The following is a 20,553-nucleotide window of genomic DNA, read 5'->3' as shown; positions in this document are numbered from 1 at the left end:
CTGCTAAACCAATTGATGACAATCTCAAAAATGTTGTAGACGGAATTGAGGCAATATACTGTGCAAATTAGCGATTTTCAAAGCCGATATTTTTTGTCGTAAAATTTTGCTTTTAAGTAACTATGCAATATTGACAATATAGGCTAAATAAAAATTATATTTTATTTGTGAAAATGAAATGCTTAGATTCTCGACTTCTCTAATAAGTCGGGAATTTTATTATTGGTGGGCAATACTACCCAAAATAAGGAAAGCAACAAAAGTTGAAGATGTTGTTCCCTGCCAGCATTTGGGAATACTAGACTTGGAAAACTTTGTTGGCAAAGGCAAACGGTGCATGAACAACGCCCAAGTCAGAATCTATGAACTATCAAAAGAATTGAATTTGGATAATAAAGAGTTACTAGCAATTTGCGACCAACTCAACATCGTGGTCAAAAGCTATAGTAGCAAAATTTCAGAATTTGATGCAGGACGAATCCGTTTGGCTGCTAAAAAATATGCATCTAAAAATGGGATACAACAGGAATTAGCTATAACAAGCGATCAACCAACTTCACCAAAGACTATATCTCCAAATCGGCTTGCTCCCATTCACAAATAACAAACTTTGGCAATTAATCAACCCAAAATATTAACAAATCGTCCTTCTGAAACGCCAGAACTATCCGTTACTACATCTTTTCAAGTAAGTTGCTTAAATATTAAAACAGATTCGGAAAAATGGGGCTATGTCTTCTTAGGTTCTTCGGCAATTAATAGTTTAATCAGCAATTTTGAAAGTCAAGTAGTCCTTGAATCATATCGTGAACCTTGGCAGCGACAAGAGCGTGCTAACGAGTTAATATTTGATTTACTAGGTCAAGAGCCTCGCTTAGTATATATACGCCGCAAGGGTGCGGGGCAAAATCCTGAAGAAGAAATTTGGGATTTAACTATAGCAACAGATTATGATGATTTTCAATTACCTGCAAGACTTGACAAGCTAGGAAAAACACTAGGATTCATAGCAGTTGTACAACAAAATGGAAGGGGCGGTTTAAAGGTACTATCTGCTAAGTTGCTAGAACTTTCACAGGGAAATGCTGATGGCTATACTGTACCTTATTGTTTACGGTTACTGCCTAATCATCAGTATCGTATCGATATTCCATCAACGGCATTGGAACGGATGGCAGCTATGCCTATATGCGGCGACCATCTGCCTACAAAAGATCATCTGCGAATTTGGGAAGTATTTTTACACAATGAGGAAAAAATCGCTAAAACACGCCAATTTTGTGTGCTTTTTTTCAGCCATAATGGCTTCGGAAGACGGATCACTTTTGAGATTGACGTAACTTCAGCTACTCTTGACGGTTATGATGAAAATTCTTTGGCTGTGGAAAACTTCTGGGAACGGGTAAAACGAGCAAAAAATGAAGAGGTTAAGCTATTCGAGACTACTCCCAAAGGACAAAACTGGCGCAACAGCCGCCAATTAGGAATTATTGAAGAAGTTCTCCCAAACAGTTGTATTATCCGCGTAAGGCTAGAACGCGATTTAGCTGACTACATGGCAGCAGGGCATTATCAGCTACCAGCTACCGGATTTTTGTTTTTTGAGGCAGTTGGTGACATCCAACAGATTAAACGCAAAAAAGAAGCCTTGGCACAATTAAGACAAGGACGCACCCAAAATCCCTATTTAGGAAACTTTTTATTCGACGCTTCCCAAGCAAGACCTATTCAAAAAACTGTCGAATTGCAACCAGAGGATTTGTTGTTATCCTCAGCTAATCCTAGCCAGAAAGCAGCAGTAGAAACAGTGCTTGCAGCTGAGGATTTAGTTCTAATTCAAGGGCCACCAGGTACTGGTAAAACTACTGTAATTGCCGAGATTTGCTACCAAGTTGCTCTACGGGGTGGACGCACTCTAATTACTTCTCAAGCCAATTTAGCAGTAGATAACGCCCTGAGTCGATTAGTTCATAACCCACTGATTCGGGCTGTGCGAAAGGGAAACGCCGAAAGAGTTGGAGAACAAGGACAGCCATTTTTAGAAAATCGAGTGATTGGCACATGGTTAGAAAATACTGCTACTGACTGCGAAAAAAATCTTGCTCAACGCCTCGATAATGTAAGAGTTTTACGTCAATTGCTGGCAGCATCACAACGATTCATAGCATTCCTGAAAGTAGAAGAGGTATTTAAGAGAGAGCAGGATTTATTACGGACACGTAAAACTAATTTAGAGTCAGCTTGTACGATCCAAAAAAATGAATATAATCAAGCCGCATCTCAACTGGCTGAGGTCGAATCTCTGAAAACTGCTTTAGAGGAGTTGCTGAATCAAGCACCTTCAGTAGACTGGCAAGATCCAGCACTTCTTAATTTGTGGGCTGGTCTGAATAAATACACATCTACAGACGCTTCCTTGCGAAACTTTGCTGCAAATCTTCGGTTAGCAATTAATTTGGCTTCTGAACTTGGTATGGTTCAATCAAATCATAGTTTATTTGGTTTAGCTGGTTGGTTGCAGAAGACTGTAGCTTCTTGGATTGCTGAAGTTCGTACAGCATTAGCTTACGCCAGTGATATAGCTATGGCAATGACCGAAGCGGAGTTAGCTGCACAAACTTACACACAAAATTCAGAATCTCTTGCTCGCCTAAAGTCAAATCACCAACAATTGCTTACAAACCAGCAAAGTTTGCACCAAAGAATTAGGAATTTACATAACCGTGAATCTGAGGTCAATTTAGCAATAAATGACCTTGATATATGGCTGTCTACAGCTAATTTAAATATTGCCAATGTATTGAAAGAGTGCTTACAAAATCGTCAAGAGTTTACAGTTGACTTAATCTTATTACCTTCGGTATTACGAAGCATGACGATCGCAGATCAATATCTACCCTGGCAACAGAGTATTGATCAGTGTCAGTTAAAAGTCAATGAATTAATTCCAAATTATCGCCAATGGGATAGGGTACGCAGTCGGGTTACTGAAATCAGAGATTTACTTGTGCGGGGACGAAATATACTAGGTAATCGCTCAATCGATGAAGCTGCCATTTGCCAGGTGAGCGTTAGTAACGCGCTAGACCCTGTGGAATCCCTCATAAAGTTGAAGCAACTAGCACAAAATAGCATCGATGAGATTGAGAAACCACTAGGGGTCTGGAGCCAGATTATCGAATGGATACTTACGTTTGCTGTCAACCAGCCAAGTTTGGATTCCATAGCTCAAAAATTACGTCCATATAGCCGCCGTTATGGTGCGGCGGTAACTCTTGAAGCTATTAGGAGACAAGCCCAGATTATACGTCAAAGAGTTCAGCCTGTTGAAAGTGAATCCGCTATCTCCCAAATTACAGAGGAGGTGGTTAATGGTATAGTTACTAGTGCGCGTAGATGGCTGAAGCAACTACAGGCTGAAACAGAAATAGAGCAAAATCAGCTTGAGGTTCAATTAAATGAACAGATGAGGTTGGCAGCTAATGAGCAGCAAAAAATATCTGCTAATCAAGAGCAGCTAGAAAATTATTGCAGTGAAGCTGACTTCAAATTTCAAAGAGCGATCGCACTCTTACAAGAACTTTTCTCCTTCCCATACTTACCCAAAGAATTAAGACTTTTAGTGCAACAATACCTCGATAATCCTTCAAATATTCTGACTAAAATACCACAATTCAAAGCAAAAATACGGGACTGGGAAAATCGTACCAAGCAACTTGATACTTTAATTTCCTTAATCGATACTTTTGCTACACTTTCCACTAGCAAAGACCTGCTCATAGTTCGCATTACTAGCTTGCAGGAAACAACGGAAACCTACAAAAGCCAATTTATAGAAACTCAAAGTCAAATACAGAAAATTGTTGAGCATTTACGGCAGCAATTAGAATACATATCAACTGAGCGAACTTGGTGGCAGTCAATTTGGGAAGCAATTCCTGCTAAATTTCAGCCTGAATTTGATTCAAAAGACTTGTTTGATTTGGACTTTTTGCACACTATCAAGGTAAAGTTTGAATATTGGCAACAGCAACTTCAAAATGAAGAATTTTATCTTAATCGATATCAGAACTTTGTCCAAGATTGGATAAGAAAATTAAGAGAGCCAACGGAAAGCGATCGCAACGATTTAAAGCGGATTTATTTAGATAATGCCAATGTCGTTGGTATCACTTGTGTTCAAGCTGCAAATTACAATTTTTCACAAGAATTCAAATACTTTGATGTTGTCATTATTGATGAAGTTAGTAAATGTACTCCTCCAGAGTTATTAATCCCTGCCTTAAAAGGTAAAAAGTTAATCATGGTTGGCGACCATCGACAATTACCACCCATGCTTGACACGAAGACTTTAGAGGAAGTTTCTCAAGAGATTGGCAGCACAAATACAGAATTACAATTATTGCAAGAATCACTCTTTAAAATTCAGTTTGAAGGTGCTAATGATAGCATCAAAGAAATGTTAAATATTCAATATCGAATGCACCCCATAATTATGGGAGCAATCAATCAGTTTTATGATGGTAAACTAGAATGTGGTATTTTGGAGCCGGATACAAAACGCGCACATAATTTAACAGGCGAAATCATCAAAGAATATCACCATCTTATCTGGGTAAAAACGCCTGTACGTAATAAGTTTCAAGAAGAAACGACAGGAACTTCATTTTTTAATATTCCAGAAATTAATGCGATTGAATGTCTATGTAAGCAATTTGAGAGTACTTGGGCTTCTAGAGTTGCTAATGGTGAACCAAAAAAAGAAATCGCCGTGATTACTTTTTATGTTGCTCAACTCAGAAAAATTGATGAACGCCTGCAATCTAAACATTTCCCATCGTTGCAAATCACCACTGGTACAGTAGACCGATTTCAAGGTATGGAACGACCTGTTGTAATTGTGAGTATGGTTCGCAATAATAGTAGAGGAGATGTGGGATTTGCCAAGAAACCAGAACGAGTTAACGTTGCATTTTCCCGCGCTCAAGAACTATTAGTAATTGTGGGTTGTCATTCGCTATTTACTCAGCAGCGTGGACAAGTCGGGAGTATGTATTCTGAAGTTTCAAATATCGTGCGTCTACATGGAGGTTTCGTTGATGTTTCTCGCCTCTTCTGCTAAACCGATTGATGAAAATATCAAAAAACTGGTAGACGAAATAGAAGCGCAAAGTCCTAGTTTATCAGTTTTAGCAGCGCGTGAATTCCGTTATAGTTTGCGTCAAACTCAGGTAGAAGTAAATATTAAGGAACCCCGCAAGTTTAATGTACTCGAAGAATTTATCATCCGCGCTGCTATTGAATTTCAACCTCCGCCAACAGAGGATGAATTAGCCTCTGTACTTGGGCTTGATTCTGTATTTATAAAAACTACTACTACAACTCTTCGTTCCTTACAAACTCTATCAGCAACATCGCCAATTACAGTTACTCCTGAAGGCCGCTCATTTTATGAAAAAGGGTCTGTACCACAGCCGCCATATCCTATACAAATTTATGCTATTACAGACCCTTTAAGCGATAAGATAACCTTTCAATCTGAATCTTTAAATGAGACAACGATAAATTTACCTGACTTGGCAGACTTTATCGCTATTGATCGTACAATTGCTGATATCTCTTCCTTACTGCTTGAAGAAATCCAAAAAAGTATTCAAGTTTCAGGTCTAGCACTTCATGTCCCAGAAGAGGGAAAAATCGTAACTTCCTATAGGGTACTAGCTTCGACTCAAAAATTTTGGAGAAAGATATCGCTTTTCGTTATCTTTGATGCCCTTGAAGATAAATTGAACATTCAAATAAGGAATGGAAAGCAAATTTTAGAGTCAGCATCAAATTGGTTAGAAGTTCTACACACTGAAGGTGAAATATCTTTGCAAGCATTATGTAAATTATCAACCGAAACCATCAATTTTGAACGTGAAGCCATTCTCAAGCAAAAAAATACTGAAATAGAAGCTCGGCTTGAAAATATTCGCCAAAAGGCGCTAGAAGCTGCCACAAAAGCTACTAGTGAAATAGATAACTATAAAGCCTTAGGTGAAGCTGTACAGTTACGCGATGGACAAATTAGCCTAGCTTTTTCAGAAGTTTTAAATTCGGCTGAAAGTCAGATTCTAATTTATTCTCCTTGGGTTAATCAGGCAGTTGTCAATGAAAAATTTCTAAATTTATTACAGAAATTAGCTAATCGCGGAGTTCGGATTTTAATTGGATATGGAATTGCACGGCTACAAGAAGATGAAGATAAACCAATTCCACCAGAAGTAGAGAAAAAACTTCGAGCGATCAAAACACCTGATGGTTTACCATCTGTACAGGTTTTTTGGTTGGGAGATTCCCATGTTAAAGAAGTAATAGTTGATAAACAAATCCATCTTTGCGGCTCTCATAACTGGTTATCCTATCGCGGCGATTACCTACCACGAGGTGAGTCAGTTTATAAAGTTACAATTCCACTTCAAGTCCAGCAAGCTTATGAATTTCTCGCTAATCGCTTCCAAAATCACGCTCAAAAATTATGGCAAAATGCTCTAAAAAACCGCGATTCTAAACTGGCTGTAGAGTCTTTATGTGTGTGGGGTGCGTTAGGTATGGAAGATATTGCACTCAAAGAGATACAGAAAAATAATTGGTTTGAACTTCTGCCTGTATGGTTGAATGTAGCGCTACAGGGATTAAAGTCGAAAAATTTATCAGATGATTCAGCAAGTTTTAAAACTGCACTTTCGTTGCTGAGTCAAATTTCTATTGAAGAGGCTTTTATTGAGCAATTGCAACAAGGATGGCGTAAAGTTATCGGCGCGATCGCAATTAACAATCCCGAAACTGCTTTAAACTTACTTAGTGATGAAGTATGGGCGCAGTTTATACGTCTCAATATTGTTCAAGAGAGTGATTCACGCAATGATTTTATTTTGTACCGTACCTAACCTACACTAGGATATTTTTCATACTCCAAGAGTAATAATTTATCAGAAGCCAGCCCAGAAATATACCGTCTTGATTTTACGGTGATTGGCAATTAAATGATTCTTAACCTTTGATTGACTTAAAGATAGATCCAGAGATTCGTCTTGTTCGATACAATTTATAGGTAGAGAGAGCCGAGGAGAACAAGGTGGTCTTATTAAAAGGCTTTGAGATTGAGATGTATACTGGCACGCCTCAAGGTGAAATCGTCGGTCTCTCCGACAAAATTGTTGCGGCTTTGGATGGGTTTATGCGCGAACCAGATAGCCGCAACGTCGAGTACATAACTCAACCATCCCATAATTATGAAAATTTATTGTGTGCTTTGTTGCGTCCTCGGCGGGAGTTGCGAAACTACCTCAATCGTTTGGGCGATTACACCTTAATACCAGGGAGTACTTTATCTTTGGGTGGGGGCGATCGCTTTCTCCGTTCCGATCCAGTAAACCCCTATCATGATTACATTGAGAATACCTACGGCACGAAAGTAGTTACCGCTAGCGTACACATCAATATAGGCATCAGCGATCCAGAAGTATTAATGCGGGCGTGTCGAGTCATCCGTATGGAAGCGCCCCTATTTCTCGCCCTCAGCGCCTCATCTCCCTTCTTGGATGGCAAAACTACTGGCTATCACTCCACCCGTTGGGGCGTCTTCCCACAAACGCCTAGCCATGTCCCCTTATTTGCCAGCCACGCCGATCATATCCAGTGGGTAGAAGATCAACTCGTTGCCGGAACCATGCAAAACGTGCGGCATTTGTGGGCATCGGTGCGACCAAATGGCGATCGCCGTCCTTATGACTTGAATCGCCTAGAACTGCGAATTTGCGATTTAGTTACAGATCCCATTGCCTTACTAGCCATTACTGCCTTATTAGAAGCGCGTTTGTTGCAAATAATCGAAAATCCCAGCATCGATCCGTTAACCCAAAGCACTTTGTCTGCTGAAGAACTTGTTACTCTGACTGCTGACAACGAAGCTGCTGCTGCTGCTGGTAGTCTTGATGCTCATTTAAAGCATTGGCAAGATGGTAGAAATATCTTAGCCAGAGATTGGATTGCTCAAATGTACCAAGATGTTTGGGCGATCGCCAAGCAACAAGGTTTTAGCTGTTTCCTTTCCCCTTTGCACAAAATCCTCCGCGAAGGCAATGAAGCTCAACAGTGGTTGCAATTACACGCAGTCGGTTTTGACACCCACCGCGTCATCACTCAGGCTATTATCGCTACCCAAGAGCGCGAAATCGAACTCGAAGACAAATTATGTTCGTCTCTGCTGGGTTAACTCAACAGGCATTGGGGATTGGGCACTGAGAAAACACTTTGTTTATCCCCTTATCCCCCTACTTCCTACTCCCAGCTCCCGTCTTCATACAAATAGTAGATTTTATCGCAGCTACTACCAGCCCTAAAAGACACAAGCACTTACTTTTTCTACACAAAACTTAATATTTACCGATTGTAGCCAAATATCCTCTCAGGCATTGCTCTGGGATGGTTTGTACTTCGTTTTAAAAATCTAATCGATAGATGATGCTTGATTATTATTAACAAAACCTATGAATAGCCTCTACCTTTTGGTAGATTTAACATTGACAATAAATTGTTTTATACAATACGTAAGTTGTACGGATAATGCCTCAGGTAGTTTTAGTTAACCCGCAGATACCTCCTAATACAGGTAATATTGCCCGTACTTGTGCAGCTACGGGTACAGAGTTGCATTTGGTGGGGCCTTTGGGATTTGAAATTAGCGATCGCTACCTCAAAAGAGCCGGCTTAGATTACTGGCCTTATGTCAAACTACACTATCACGAATCCCTCGAAGCCTTTAAAACCATACATCAGAGGCGTGGCGGCAGATGGTTGGGTTATACGGTTAATGGAAATTGTAATTATGTAAGCTTTCAGTTTCAACCTGATGATTGGCTACTGTTTGGTAGTGAAACCACGGGCTTACCATCAGAAATCCTGTCAGATTGCGATGCTACCCTCTATATTCCCATGAGCCAACCGGGGGTTCGCAGCTTGAATCTGTCAGTGAGTGTAGCAATTGGCTTATTTGAAACCCGTCGTCAGTTAGGCTATTTACAATAGTTGCTTACATTCCTGGTTACAAGTGTATTTACTTATGAACTTTCCAGAAACCTATTAGACGATTTATTTGTAACTGCAAAAATTTTCTTGGTGACAGCAAGAATATGTAAAACAATATACCAAAAATTGGGTTTATTTGCAAAATGTAGTGGAAGATACTTACAAGTATAGTAAGGTTATTATAAGAAATTTGTATATGAAACTTGGGCTATTGCCAAATTTGAATGATAGATTTTGATGAATTTAAAACATCCTAAACTAGGAACGAAATTGCTACAATCCAGTCATGTATTACATTTGAGCTATTTTTGCTCAATAAAGGACAGAAATCAGCCCAAAAGTAGCCGATAGTTAATACGGTTGTTTTTTAGGGAATAATCAACGTAAAGTCTCGTGTTGAGAAGACGGATGGGGTAGAAATATCTTGAAGATATCTACAGCAGGGGGCATAACTTTTCCAGAAGTCGCCGCAATTTAATTTTCAGCAGCGACTTGGACTTGGCAAATAGTTTGTCCAGTCCCCGCGATTGACGCAAGACAAGCGCGGATAATGGTAAAGAGCATAAATCGTCCTAAGTGGTGTTAGGAGTGGTTCGGACAAGTAAACACAGCAAAATTTAAGTTTTGCAAACAGATGTGAACTTGTCTAAATCAGAGAAGCAGGTTAATCTTGCGTAAGCATCTCTGGTGAATGTGATCTCGATCTATCATTTGTTGCGATCTAAATCATTGACTAGTATCCAACTGAAAAATCGAGGTTAGTTAAGCGCTAGTGATCGTAAGGAGGTCGTCTTTGAAACGAGCATTGAAAAAGAGAGTAAAAGCTGTGTTGAACAATACCCCTAGCAGCGATGATGCCCCGGTAGAACTGCTACATGTGATGAATCCAAAAGTTAACAGCCGGGTGCGGACAAGAGCGGCGATGATTGGCTTGGCAATCTCTATGGGAGCAACCAGCCTTTTGGTGACTCGACAAAGCGATCAAGCCCAAGCAGCGGTGCCAGTAGGCAGCCAAAAGGCAACCTCAACTATTCCTGCTGTTCCTGACACCGAGGTGAAATTCGCCTCCACAAAGCTGGAGTCCCAAGCAGTCTCAGCAGCGAGCGTGCCGGAAAATCCTGTAATCGTGGAACCAACGGCAGTCTCACAAGTGCCTGGGCTTGAAGCTAAATGGCAAGTCGCGGCAAGTGGAATATCTTTGCAAGTTCCTGCATCAAACACGTTTTCTCAAACAACAGCAGGTTATAAAAATTCCACCTACCTGAAGCCCAAAATGGCACAGGGATTGAACAATACCTTAGCCGAAACTAGTTTTCCAACAGTCAATAAGCTGTCTGACTATAGTGCTGATGGTGTTGATAGTACAAATACATCACTAACAACTGCCCAGCCACAAACAGTGGCAACATCTGGCGCAGGCAACAGTGAAATAAATGCACAACTTAAGGCGCAACAAGAGTTCGCACTAAATCGCTTACAAGAAAAATCGAACCGTTTAAGAAAGAGTCTGGCGCAGTTGCAGTCTGGAGAAACCAAAAATTTATCACAAGCTGATATAGAATTGGCGCAGCCGACAACTGTAGTTGAGAAGACTGCATTAGCAGGCCAGTCAGACACTTCTAACGATGCAAGCCAAGCGAACCTGATATCGAGGTTAAAACAGAAGACACAAACAAGTGCATCTGTACCAGCGGCGCCAATAGTGATTGCCTCCTCGACACATACAGCCTATGAAGTTAAACCTGGAGATACACTAGCAGCGATCGCCAGCAGATACAACACTTCAGTATCAGAACTAGTTAAAGCAAATAACCTCAATAATCCCAATGAACTGCGAATTAGTCAAAAACTAGTTATTCCGGCTGTTCAAACTCCTGCTGTTCAAACTCCTGCTGTTCAAGTTGAGGCAACTGTAGCGAGTCAGCCCACTTTTGTAGAGTCTAGCAAAACTCCAAAGGTAGCTACCTCTCCTTTGAATATTGGCAGTGCTAACTCATATCTACCTAGTTCACCATCGCCAACTATTGCCGACAACAGTAGCGTTGCCGTCCCTACACCGGTAACTGTACAGATTCAGGCAAATAGTGCGACCGAATTAGAAACTGCCCCCCTGCCTACAGCTAAATCTTATGGCGTCGGTGGTGACATTCCAGTGCCACAAGCTTTTGCCGAAATGCAACAGCCTAAGACACCAGCAAATAGGGTAGCAAGGGTAAACAATAACAATAATGACCGTTTGCGGGGCTTACAAGCGGAAATCCAGAGGTTACAGCAGAAATATCGCGCTCAACAGTCTGGTAATTTAGTTGTGCCAGCAGCAGCGATCAAAGCAAATAATGCTGCTATGCTCACTCCTATTTCTACGCCCAATAATTTCAGTGTACCTAACCCTGCATCTAGACCAAATAGTGTAGCAATACCAATTCCAGTTCCGACACCGATTCGGGCTAACTATAGCGTTCAGCCAATTAAGTCCCAATTCCGTACTACTGTACGCCCTACCGAAGCAGTAAACCCAGAATTCTTGCCTAATCTAGGTTCTGCTACCCAGTGGACTCCCTCTCGTACTCAATCTGCCACAAGAGTTGCAACACCTTCTGGAAGAGTAAATGCCTCTGACTCCTTAGGAAAGATGCGAGGAACCACAGTTTCTCCACAGGTATTACCGCCTTTGGCAGCAGTGGATCAATATCTTCCCAGACCCATTGACGAACTTACACCTCCTCCATCTTCCTCAACCTTAGCTTACACCTGGCCAGCAAAGGGCACCCTTACTTCTGGCTATGGCTGGCGCTGGGGTAGAATGCACAAAGGAATTGACGTTGCTAACTCCACTGGCACGCCAGTTGTCGCTTCTGCTGAGGGGACGATACTAAAAGCTGGCTGGAACAATGGTGGCTACGGCAACCTCGTCGAAATCCGCCATCCTGATGGCAGCACGACTCGCTATGCTCATAACAGCAAGATTCTGGTGCAACCTGGTCAGGCAGTACATCAGGGAGAAACAATTGCTTTAATGGGTACCACTGGTCACAGTACTGGTCCACACACCCACTTTGAAATCCATCCATCAGGCAAGGGTGCTGTTAACCCAATAGCTATGTTACCGGAACGCCTATAATTATTGGCTGTCTGTAACTAAATTATTACCTTGTTAGTTGAGGGAGCTTCCCTCCCTCTTCTACTTTCTATTGACTCAATAGGGATGGAAGTTATAACAAAATTGCAAAAGGGGCTAGTCTTATGCGATTTTCTATGCTATCATAGTTGATGATTTGGAAAGACATGGCTCAGTAGCTCAGTTGGTTAGAGCACGGGACTCATAAGCCTGGGGTCGTTGGTTCAACTCCGACCTGAGCCACTTTAAAAGTTAATTTATATAAGGGTTTCAGCTTCTAGTAATCTGTAGTACTAGGGAGCGGAATTGCTATATAAGGCTCTTTTGACTATCAAATGACTATGCTTATTCAACAGCGTGATAGTCATGAAAGTTGGAATTGAAGTTTTGAAAGGTCGTTTAAGATTAAGATTTTCTAGAGTTTTGTTCAATAGTAATCAGAAATACTTATCTTAAAATTTAGCTGACACTGCTGAAAATACGGTGATTGTTGAAATTAAGGCACGTCAAGCTGAATTAGACATACTAGGTGGTATATAACTTAATATAGTTGTCTTGACTTAACTTGCATAAACTTGCATAATAGTTAAGTTAATGCAGTTTATATTAACTAATTAGTAGGCTTTAAAAGCTTACCTACTAAAAGTTCTGGGGTTATAGCGCAGTTGGTAGCGCACCTCAATGGCATTGAGGGGGTCAGCGGTTCGAATCCGCTTAGCTCCATTATTCAAATCTAGCTACTCAAAACCGTTGTCTGCGACAACAAGCACTAGTTGTCCAGAAAGGTCACTTTATGCTTGTTGTTCTCAAAGGACAACTAATGCTTGTCATTGTCGCATAAAAGAGAGGGAGAGGAAGGCAAGGATAAAGCGTAGAAGAAATGATTGCTCGATGGCTCAAAGCAAATTTAAGTTAGCATTTGCCTAATTGGCATTGTATGTCTTGCAATGCTGTACGGACTTCTTTGTATCTTAAGTATCCTGGCATACTCATCTGTTCTGAAACGCGGGCTTCAGAGGGATATACTCCCTGATTGTGTAAACTTAGGGCAATTCGTCGAACTTCATCGCAAGACTGCTGTACATTTCTCAGAAAAATCGCCTTTCTATCGTTGAGGTATTTGGCAGAGATGGCACGACATAAACTTGGAAAATGCCTAAAAATAGTTCTTCTGTCGCATTCCAAACGCCTAGCAACCTCTTCCATTGATGGTGATGGGGAATCATTACTCTCAAGTACTGCTTCTAGATTTTGTTGTACTTTGTTAGCATCAAAAGACTTTGCGCTTGCCCTAGTCTGGGGTTTTGATTGAAGTGGTAGTAGTCGCACTGCTTGAAAAGAATTTGCAGATTTTACTCCTTGTATTAAGAAATCCAGTAGGGAGATTTTCAGACAGTAACAAATTTGTAAAAGAGCCTTGATTGAAGGTTGATTCTCACCTTTACACCAAACCCATACTGTATTTCTGGGTATCTGAAGCTGGCGAGCAAATGCAGCTACATTTCCCTCAGCAACTTGAGATACGTAACTGCACAATGCCTTAGCAATGCTGTCTTTTAATGGCAAAGGTGTCAAATATGGGGCTTTAGCAAGCAACTCACCTACACTTTGTGCAATCCATATTTCAAACTGTAAATCATGCTCTTCTAAATTTTGGTGAGCGCTTATTTGAGTGTCCAATGGCATTCCAAGCCACTTCAAGCATTTAGAGCAATATCCTGGCCGCGATCGCCAAGCCAAAACGTAATTTGTCTGACAGCAATGAGGACACTTTTGACTCAACTTTTGCTGGTGATGCGGGCAAACTTTAACTACATCCAGCGACCAAAGTAAATGCTCGAAAACTAATTGACTAGTTGTGCGTCGTTCTTCGTAACAAGTTGGACACCAAGCCCTGATAGAACGAAGCAAATTCCTAGACGGGAGTAGTTCAGACCAAGTTAGCAATGTCAAAAACTGAAGATCATTGCGTAGAGTCAAGATTTGAAGAGCTTGACGCAAGTCAGCAGCCATGACGCCCGTGCCATTTAGCGCTCCTGTAAAAGGATATATTTTGTGTAAATTATTACTTCCATATGTCTTATTAAAAACTGAGGTCAGTTCTCTTTCCATCAACACTCCCGGAGGTAAACAATGAGCCTCAGCCAATCGAGCAACATAGCCTGTCAGGCTTTCTAGCAAAGGTGTCCCTATGCCGATAGGTTCTATGTGGTACAGATGACTACGCGGTGGGATCAAAGGTAGCTTAAAGTTCCACAACTCGTATTTAGTTAGCACATTTGCTCCTAAACTTTTTCACCTTGAATAAATTACACCTTAGCCACAGTGTGTTTCAACACATGTAGGTTTTATAATGTTGGTAGTTTCCCTAGACCTGACTTTTGAGAGTATGCGTAAAAAGTTATGCTGTTTCTCGGCTTTAGGACTTACCGTGAAAAGTCAGTATCTGTAATTAGTATTCCCCGAACAATTACCTCATTTTTCCCAGCCAAGTTCGCGCCGTACTTTGCATACTGCTTCAACAACGTCTTTTTGGAGTATCGAACCAGGACTTTTTAAAAAAACTGAAATCTTGCTAGCAGTAGGTTCTACCCCTTCCGAATGAAGCTGAAACGCAACTTTCCAAACTTCCTGACGCAATTTTTCTACTCGTTTTGTTCGGCTTTCTTGGCGATAATTAGCATACCGTGCTGAAATTGCACTGCATAGGTCTGGAAAATGCTTATCTAGGCTATGTACAGATTTTTTACCAAAACGCTTGGCAACCTCCTGCATAGATGGTGGTGGATACTCTTTAGCTGCAAGCAATTCTTCCAATAAACGCTGTAATTTTTCTAGCCTTTGAGCTTTTTCATACTCACTATGTCGCGTTGCTATAATTTTACACAAATCTGAAGAATAATAATACAAAACACTAGTTTTTTTATACCCAAGCCATTCAGCAATTTCTATTAGTGATGGTGGTGGGCTTTTAGCGAGCGCAGTTTCCAATGCGTGTAGTACTTCTGTCGAGGTGTTTAATTGGTAAGTACCTTTCTTACTTGGTTTATTCTGATTTTGTGTGATTATCTTGCTAGAATCTACGTTAATTTCTTCTTTAGTAAGGAAATCAAGCAGCGATATTTCAAGCTGAAAACAAATTTGCAGAAGTGTGTCAATTGTTGGCAAGCTTTTTCCTACACACCACCTATGGGTTTGAATTTTACATAGCCCTAGCTTTTTTGCAAATGCCGCTATATTGCCATGTGTAAGGACATTGGCATAACCAGAAAGCATTTTGGAAATTTTTTCTTTAGGTGGCGGAGATAAATGTAGTGTAGCGGCTATTAAATCTCCAAGATTATTTATAACCCATATTTGCCAATTTAGTTCATCTTCTGTCAGTTTTATACTGTTTGGTGATTCAATATTTGCAGAAATTCCAAGCCACTCTCCGCATTTTGAACAACAACCTGGTCTTGAGCGCCAAGCCAATAGACTGTTGTTTTTGTGACAGTATGGACACTCTATACAGAGACGCTGATGATGATGCAGACAAATCGTAACTTCCTTTAGTGACCAAAGGAGTGGTTCATAGACTGTCTGTTCAGTTACACGCCAATTTTCGTAGCAGCTTGGACACCAAGCTCTGTCAGAGCGGAACAAATTCCTTGGAGGAATTACTTCCGCCCAATTGAGCATTGTTAGTAAACGTAAGTCATTACGTAGAGTTAATGATTCAAGGGTTTTAATTAGTTTTAAAGCCCAGCTACCCATTCCATTCAAAGCCTTTATCTGACCAGGAAAAATTTTGTCTAGCCCTCCATCTTTACTCTTGAAGATGTATCCTTCTTTGAGCAATGGTACAAGCTCACTCAAGATTAATATTCCTGTAGGTACACAATGCTCTTCAGCTAATCGGACAATGTAGCCTGTTAGGCTTTCTACCTCAGGCGTTCCGATACCAACTGGCTTTAAATTGTAGAGGCGGCTGCGTGGAGGAATAGTTGGTTGTTGTAAATCACATAACCCAATTGCTTGAAGCTCATTGCTGCTCATACTTATTGACCTCCCAGCCGATCACGTTTAGGATTACGTTGGAATGGTTTTGTATTATTAGATTTAAAATTTTTTTTATGTTCGATACTTTCCTTCGTTGACAATTTATCTTGCTCGTGAGTTTGGCCCTTCTCCAAACCTAAAATGACACGCAAGTTCCTACTCCTATTTTCGCTATCTCTAAGCTTGTTCTCACCGTTAATTGCCTCTAAAGCCATTTCTTCACACTCAAAATCTTTATAGGCTGTTTCTTTTAGATGTTCGAGGCTTAAAGTATTCGCCTCTTCAGAAAGAGCAAGATCATAGGCATCCGTTAGCCAATCTCTGAGAGTGCCAAAGTTGCCAATGCAGCGTTCGTAGCAAAACTGCCAGTATTTTTCTTTCAAAGGGGGAGCCTCCAGAAGTGGCATTCGGTATTGGAGATGCTCTAGTATCCTCTTGAACTCTTTAATATCTTCATCGAACTCAAGACAATAACGTGGAAAGTGAATAATCTTAGTACGTCGACTCAATTGTGGGCTCAGTTCAAGGAAGTCAAGTAGTTGATAAGTGCCAAACCCAGTCCAAGGAACTTTTGTAATATTTACAGCCGACTTCACGCAATCCATATGAGCTTGTAAAAGCTCCACTCCAGCCATCTTGCCAATATGCTGAAATTCATCTACTGCCAACGTATAAGGTTTACGATGAATTAAAGCATTCTCCATTGCTAAACGGAGTGCATCTTCCGTTGTTCTTCTTGTATTAATGACAAGTTTCCCATCACTATCTCGACGAATACCATTGTCGTTGTAACTAATTTTTTGCTGAATTTCGGGTTCATCCACAGCTTGCAAGATAATTTCGTAGAAGCTTTTCCATCTAAAAGTCCCTTTGCCTGGTGCACGTGCTTCAACCCAAACAATAGGAATCCAACCGGGGTTTATTTTCATTTTTGCAATACTCTGTTCAACAATTTTTTTGTAGAGTAAACGCAGCAAGGTTGACTTCCCAACACCAGATGGACCAATCACTAAAATAATTGAGGCTCCCGCAGGTTTAAGAATAATACGGTGAGTTTTGTTAAAGACAGTCAGCAAATTTCGGTGCATAAATGTGACATCAGGCTTTTTGAAAAAGTTCATCCGCTCCTGAATTGATTGGTCAAGTAATTCACGTGGAAATCCATATTGAATAACCATTACCATTCCTCTAAAGGTTCAAAAGTTTCATCCAAATCTACATCATCAAGTTCTGGTTTAAAAGTTTCTGTTGGTTGCACTGTTAATGTTTCAGTCGCAATAGCAATAGGAGTGTCAATAGTGAGCAAACCATCTTTATCAGGCTCAATTAATTGCCCTTCAATCTGTGCATGAACTTGCTTAAGTTCTCTATCCTTCTGCCGCTGAACTTGTATAGCTTTTTTTGCTTGACGCCACGCTGGAGTAAGAGCAGCCTCTTCCATCTCAATGCGGCTAAAAAACTGAGCCAGTTTTTTGCCCGTAATGTCATTGAACTGCTTATTCTGAAGCTGGTTAAGCTTTTTTAATTCCGCTGCTGCAATTATCAATTCTTTTTCTGAATGACCTTGAAGTTCTCGTAGATCGCGCGAATGGCATTTAGTCCACTGACCATTGACATAGGCATAAGCTAGCGTGATGTCAAATGGGTCAAACCTGGCCTCTACTTTAGTGTTTCTAATCCGGCTAAAGGAGGGATGCCAATAGTAGAGGTAGTTAATTTTTATGCCCTCCTGAGTCACTTTTCTGCTACCTTCTTGATCTTTGGGTGATGGCAACGCTAGGAGCGTAAATTCCTCTTCTTTTATGAACATATGCTCTCGAATACCGGTACGTGCTATTCCAATATTGAAAGCTTCACGAGGACTCATCTTCAAAGCTGGGTGGGGGCAAGTGTCATAAACTTCATAGCAGTATTCACAAAAGTAGGCATATAGCTTAGTAAGCGTCCAAACGGCATGATTTTTGGGATTCACCCCTTTTGTGACCTGCCGAACATTTTTCATAATTTGGGTATTGCCCATCAGGTTGTGCCAAAACTCCTTATCAGCTACTCCAAAGAAAGACTCAATTACTGAACCATATCTGGCCTTTGCTGCGGGTCTTTGCTTTTTGGTAATTATGAAGTAAGCAAGGAGAGCTTCAAAGTAAGTGCCTTTAAAATCAGGTCCTCCGTCCATCACAATTATTTGAGGAAGCCGTCCGTATTTTTGGACACAAATTCTCAAAATCATCATGTCGGATCGATAGCTTGGTGGATCAAAGGTCATATAGATCGCTAATACTCTTCGACTGTAAGCGTCTATTAGCAGTGTCACCCAAGCCTTTCCCATATTGGGGATCTCATTTATATTGCTGTAATCAACGCCAAGGTTCAACATAATTGAACTGAGGAGTTCAACATCCGCCTCTGTATGGTCTATATGACCAATTTCAAAGGGACGATCGCCGTGGGGAGGTGTTTCTTCTCGATACAGATACCAGTAAAAAGGCTCCTCTTTATAGGTAGCGCGATCGCCCATGCGCTTTTTAATTTGCTCATGAAGAGGACGATTTCTTACTGCTTGGCGATAGGATTCACTACTGGGAGGTTTGTATCCTTTTTCATCACATATTTCTTTGAAAGATTCGTAGGCGTGACGGATGCAGTGCTGCTTGATATTCTCGTAATTTTCTCCAATATGCTCCTCCATCAGCAATCGCACTTCTTCTGGAATACCTTCCCTATACCAGCCCTTATTTTTATGTCTGGGGAATAGTCCAACAAAACCTCTTGTGTATATTTTTTCAGCCTTTCGGTAGCTGGCAAGCCAACGTCTTTGAGTGCGATTAGGTTTTGTAGAGGAAGTCCCATTTAAAAATGGCTCAATAGCTTTGTAACGAGTATTGGCTTCTTTGAGGTCTTCTTTACTTGCCTTACTTATTAATTCTTCAACTTCAGAATTGATGGGTGATTCTTCAAATACAAGGAGACCTGTTATCTTCCCTTTATTAACTAATTCCTCAAAAGTTTCGTTAAGGAGGTCAACAAACTTTCCATCGTCTTTAAGCAAACCAATGGATTTATCACCTGTGTTAACAATTTGCCAGATAATCCCATCCCAGCAGATAGAGGTTCCAACGGTAATTTTAAGAGTACAAACATTGCTAGCAGACGCTGGAGCAGAAATTTTTGACATCTGCATGTGAGCAAATGCTTCCTCTTGATCAAGAAAGACTTCTACTTGTTCAGGTTGACCTAAGAAAGTAGTATAGAGGTCAACATAGACGCGATCTGTGGCAATTAGGATATTTAAGTCATCGACGCTCGCTTGTTCAACTTGATTAGTTATATTGGCTAAAGTGATTCCTGGCTGGGTTTTTACAAGAGTGAGTACGGCAGAAGTTATTGCTTCATCTACTTCCAGTTGTTTATTTTGGAAATAATCTTCCAGCCAGACAAAGTTCCGTACAAATATTGAACTAATTTCAGCCGAGGAACGGACAGCGTAATAAAGACCAAATTGAGAGGCGTATTCTTCAGCTGGCGGACAGCGCCATTTGCTCTCATCTTCGCGCTGCCACCGATTCGGGCTATCTTGTGCTAGTTTTAATAGATCCTTTTCTGTCTTGCACTCTTCCCAGCCCGCAAAGTTTTTTCGGATTACGAAAAAGTCAGGTGTATGACTGTGGTAATTTCGCCGTCCTTTTTTGCTTAGGTAATCCAGAAATATTGGCGGCGGCTGGTCGTAGAATTCAAGTACATCTTCGTCATGCTCCAGTTTGTAAATATGCGCTAACTCATTGCGATGAGACTCAAACTGTATAGTCACTCCCATTTTACGGCTGGGGTAACGACCAGCAACATTCTTTTTACCTCCACCTACCAAACGTGATGGTTCGGATGAGCGAATTTGTTCTATAACTTTCCTAGCTTGTTCGCTTAGGTTCAGGTGGCGACACCAAAGGTCAAATTCATCTTGGGTGAGCATTGTAAACCCTATTTAGTTATTGTTAAAAAATTTATAATTACCGAACAATAAATTTAGTACAAAAAATAATGGCAATTATACTTTCATTTTTTTCATCACTAAAACAGCCAAAACAAGTTAATTGTATTATCCAATTTTATTGGTTAATACACTTTTTGCTTCATCGTTTATTTATTCAATATGCTCATTAGCTATTATCTAATAATTAGCATAATACAGTTGTTTGAATTAATTAGTTTACCTAAATTTACATTATTAGCACTACAAGAATACATTAATTTAGTAAAAGTCCGCAGACTATTGCAACAAGGTATTTAATTTGTAGCACACTAAAAACAAAATAACGATATATTAG

Annotated in this window: 10 protein-coding genes and 2 tRNA genes; 8 read left to right on the top strand and 4 right to left on the bottom strand. The window is 40.5% G+C overall.

Going from position 1 to position 20,553, the window contains the following annotated elements:
• Window positions 1-178 precede the first annotated feature (178 nt).
• The 8 genes from V7K44_RS31435 to V7K44_RS31400 all read left to right on the top strand — a co-directional run bounded on the left by V7K44_RS31435 (window position 179) and on the right by V7K44_RS31400 (window position 12,913).
• The gene (locus tag V7K44_RS31435; RefSeq protein ID WP_334937738.1) at window positions 179-604 is read left to right on the top strand and encodes a translation initiation factor IF-2 N-terminal domain-containing protein; all 426 of its coding nucleotides are present in this window, start codon (window positions 179-181) and stop codon (window positions 602-604) included.
• A gap of 6 nt (window positions 605-610) precedes the next feature.
• Window positions 611-5,122, top strand: a complete 4,512-nt coding sequence (locus V7K44_RS31430) for an AAA domain-containing protein (RefSeq protein ID WP_334937736.1) — start codon at window positions 611-613, stop codon at window positions 5,120-5,122.
• A complete protein-coding gene (locus V7K44_RS31425; protein WP_334937735.1) occupies window positions 5,100-6,932 on the top strand; it encodes a hypothetical protein in 1,833 nt (610 codons plus the stop codon). The genes V7K44_RS31430 and V7K44_RS31425 overlap by 23 nt, the downstream gene beginning before the upstream one ends.
• 188 nt (window positions 6,933-7,120) lie before the next feature.
• Entirely contained in the window at window positions 7,121-8,260 is a 1,140-nt protein-coding gene (gene gshA / locus V7K44_RS31420) for a glutamate--cysteine ligase (RefSeq protein ID WP_334937733.1), read from the top strand.
• A 350-nt stretch (window positions 8,261-8,610) separates the two neighbouring features.
• Window positions 8,611-9,072 (top strand): tRNA (cytidine(34)-2'-O)-methyltransferase, encoded by a 462-nt coding sequence (locus V7K44_RS31415; RefSeq protein ID WP_334937732.1) that lies wholly within the window; start codon window positions 8,611-8,613, stop codon window positions 9,070-9,072.
• A gap of 793 nt (window positions 9,073-9,865) precedes the next feature.
• Window positions 9,866-12,193: a peptidoglycan DD-metalloendopeptidase family protein gene (locus V7K44_RS31410; RefSeq protein WP_334937729.1), complete on the top strand. Its 2,328-nt coding sequence runs from the start codon at window positions 9,866-9,868 to the stop codon at window positions 12,191-12,193.
• Window positions 12,194-12,359: 166 nt separating this feature from the next.
• Window positions 12,360-12,433, top strand: a tRNA-Met gene (locus V7K44_RS31405).
• Between the two features lie 407 nt (window positions 12,434-12,840).
• Window positions 12,841-12,913, top strand: a tRNA-Ala gene (locus V7K44_RS31400).
• Between the two features lie 189 nt (window positions 12,914-13,102).
• On the opposite strand, the gene V7K44_RS31395 is transcribed toward V7K44_RS31400, so the two are convergent.
• The 4 genes from V7K44_RS31395 to V7K44_RS31380 form a co-directional block, all read right to left on the bottom strand.
• Entirely contained in the window at window positions 13,103-14,467 is a 1,365-nt protein-coding gene (locus V7K44_RS31395) for a TniQ family protein (protein ID WP_334937727.1), read from the bottom strand.
• Between the two features lie 198 nt (window positions 14,468-14,665).
• On the bottom strand, window positions 14,666-16,228 hold the full coding sequence (locus V7K44_RS31390; protein ID WP_334937726.1) for a TniQ family protein: 1,563 nt from the start codon (window positions 16,226-16,228) through the stop codon (window positions 14,666-14,668).
• Window positions 16,229-16,230: 2 nt separating this feature from the next.
• Window positions 16,231-17,409 carry an ATP-binding protein gene (locus tag V7K44_RS31385; RefSeq protein ID WP_334937725.1) on the bottom strand — a complete coding sequence of 393 codons (1,179 nt, stop codon included), beginning with the start codon at window positions 17,407-17,409 and terminating at the stop codon, window positions 16,231-16,233.
• Window positions 17,409-20,198 (bottom strand): Mu transposase C-terminal domain-containing protein, encoded by a 2,790-nt coding sequence (locus V7K44_RS31380; RefSeq protein WP_334937723.1) that lies wholly within the window; start codon window positions 20,196-20,198, stop codon window positions 17,409-17,411. Before V7K44_RS31380 ends, V7K44_RS31385 begins: the two co-directional genes overlap by 1 nt.
• Window positions 20,199-20,553 lie beyond the last annotated feature (355 nt).

It is taken from the genome of Nostoc sp. (genome assembly GCF_036917235.1).
Classification (GTDB): Bacteria; Cyanobacteriota; Cyanobacteriia; order Cyanobacteriales; family Nostocaceae; genus Nostoc.
The sequence above is the reverse complement of the archived record's forward strand: the minus strand, read 5'-3'. Positions and strand labels throughout refer to the sequence as shown.

What these genes read in the sequence shown, in the direction of transcription:
- V7K44_RS31385 (WP_334937725.1), bottom strand. Translation starts at nt 17,409, where the DNA reads ATGGTTATTCAATATGGATTTCCACGTGAATTACTTGACCAATCAATT.
- V7K44_RS31390 (WP_334937726.1), bottom strand. Translation starts at nt 16,228, where the DNA reads ATGAGCAGCAATGAGCTTCAAGCAATTGGGTTATGTGATTTACAACAA.
- V7K44_RS31415 (WP_334937732.1), top strand. Translation starts at nt 8,611, where the DNA reads ATGCCTCAGGTAGTTTTAGTTAACCCGCAGATACCTCCTAATACAGGT.
- V7K44_RS31425 (WP_334937735.1), top strand. Translation starts at nt 5,100, where the DNA reads ATGTTTCTCGCCTCTTCTGCTAAACCGATTGATGAAAATATCAAAAAA.
- V7K44_RS31380 (WP_334937723.1), bottom strand. Translation starts at nt 20,198, where the DNA reads ATGCTCACCCAAGATGAATTTGACCTTTGGTGTCGCCACCTGAACCTA.
- V7K44_RS31435 (WP_334937738.1), top strand. Translation starts at nt 179, where the DNA reads ATGCTTAGATTCTCGACTTCTCTAATAAGTCGGGAATTTTATTATTGG.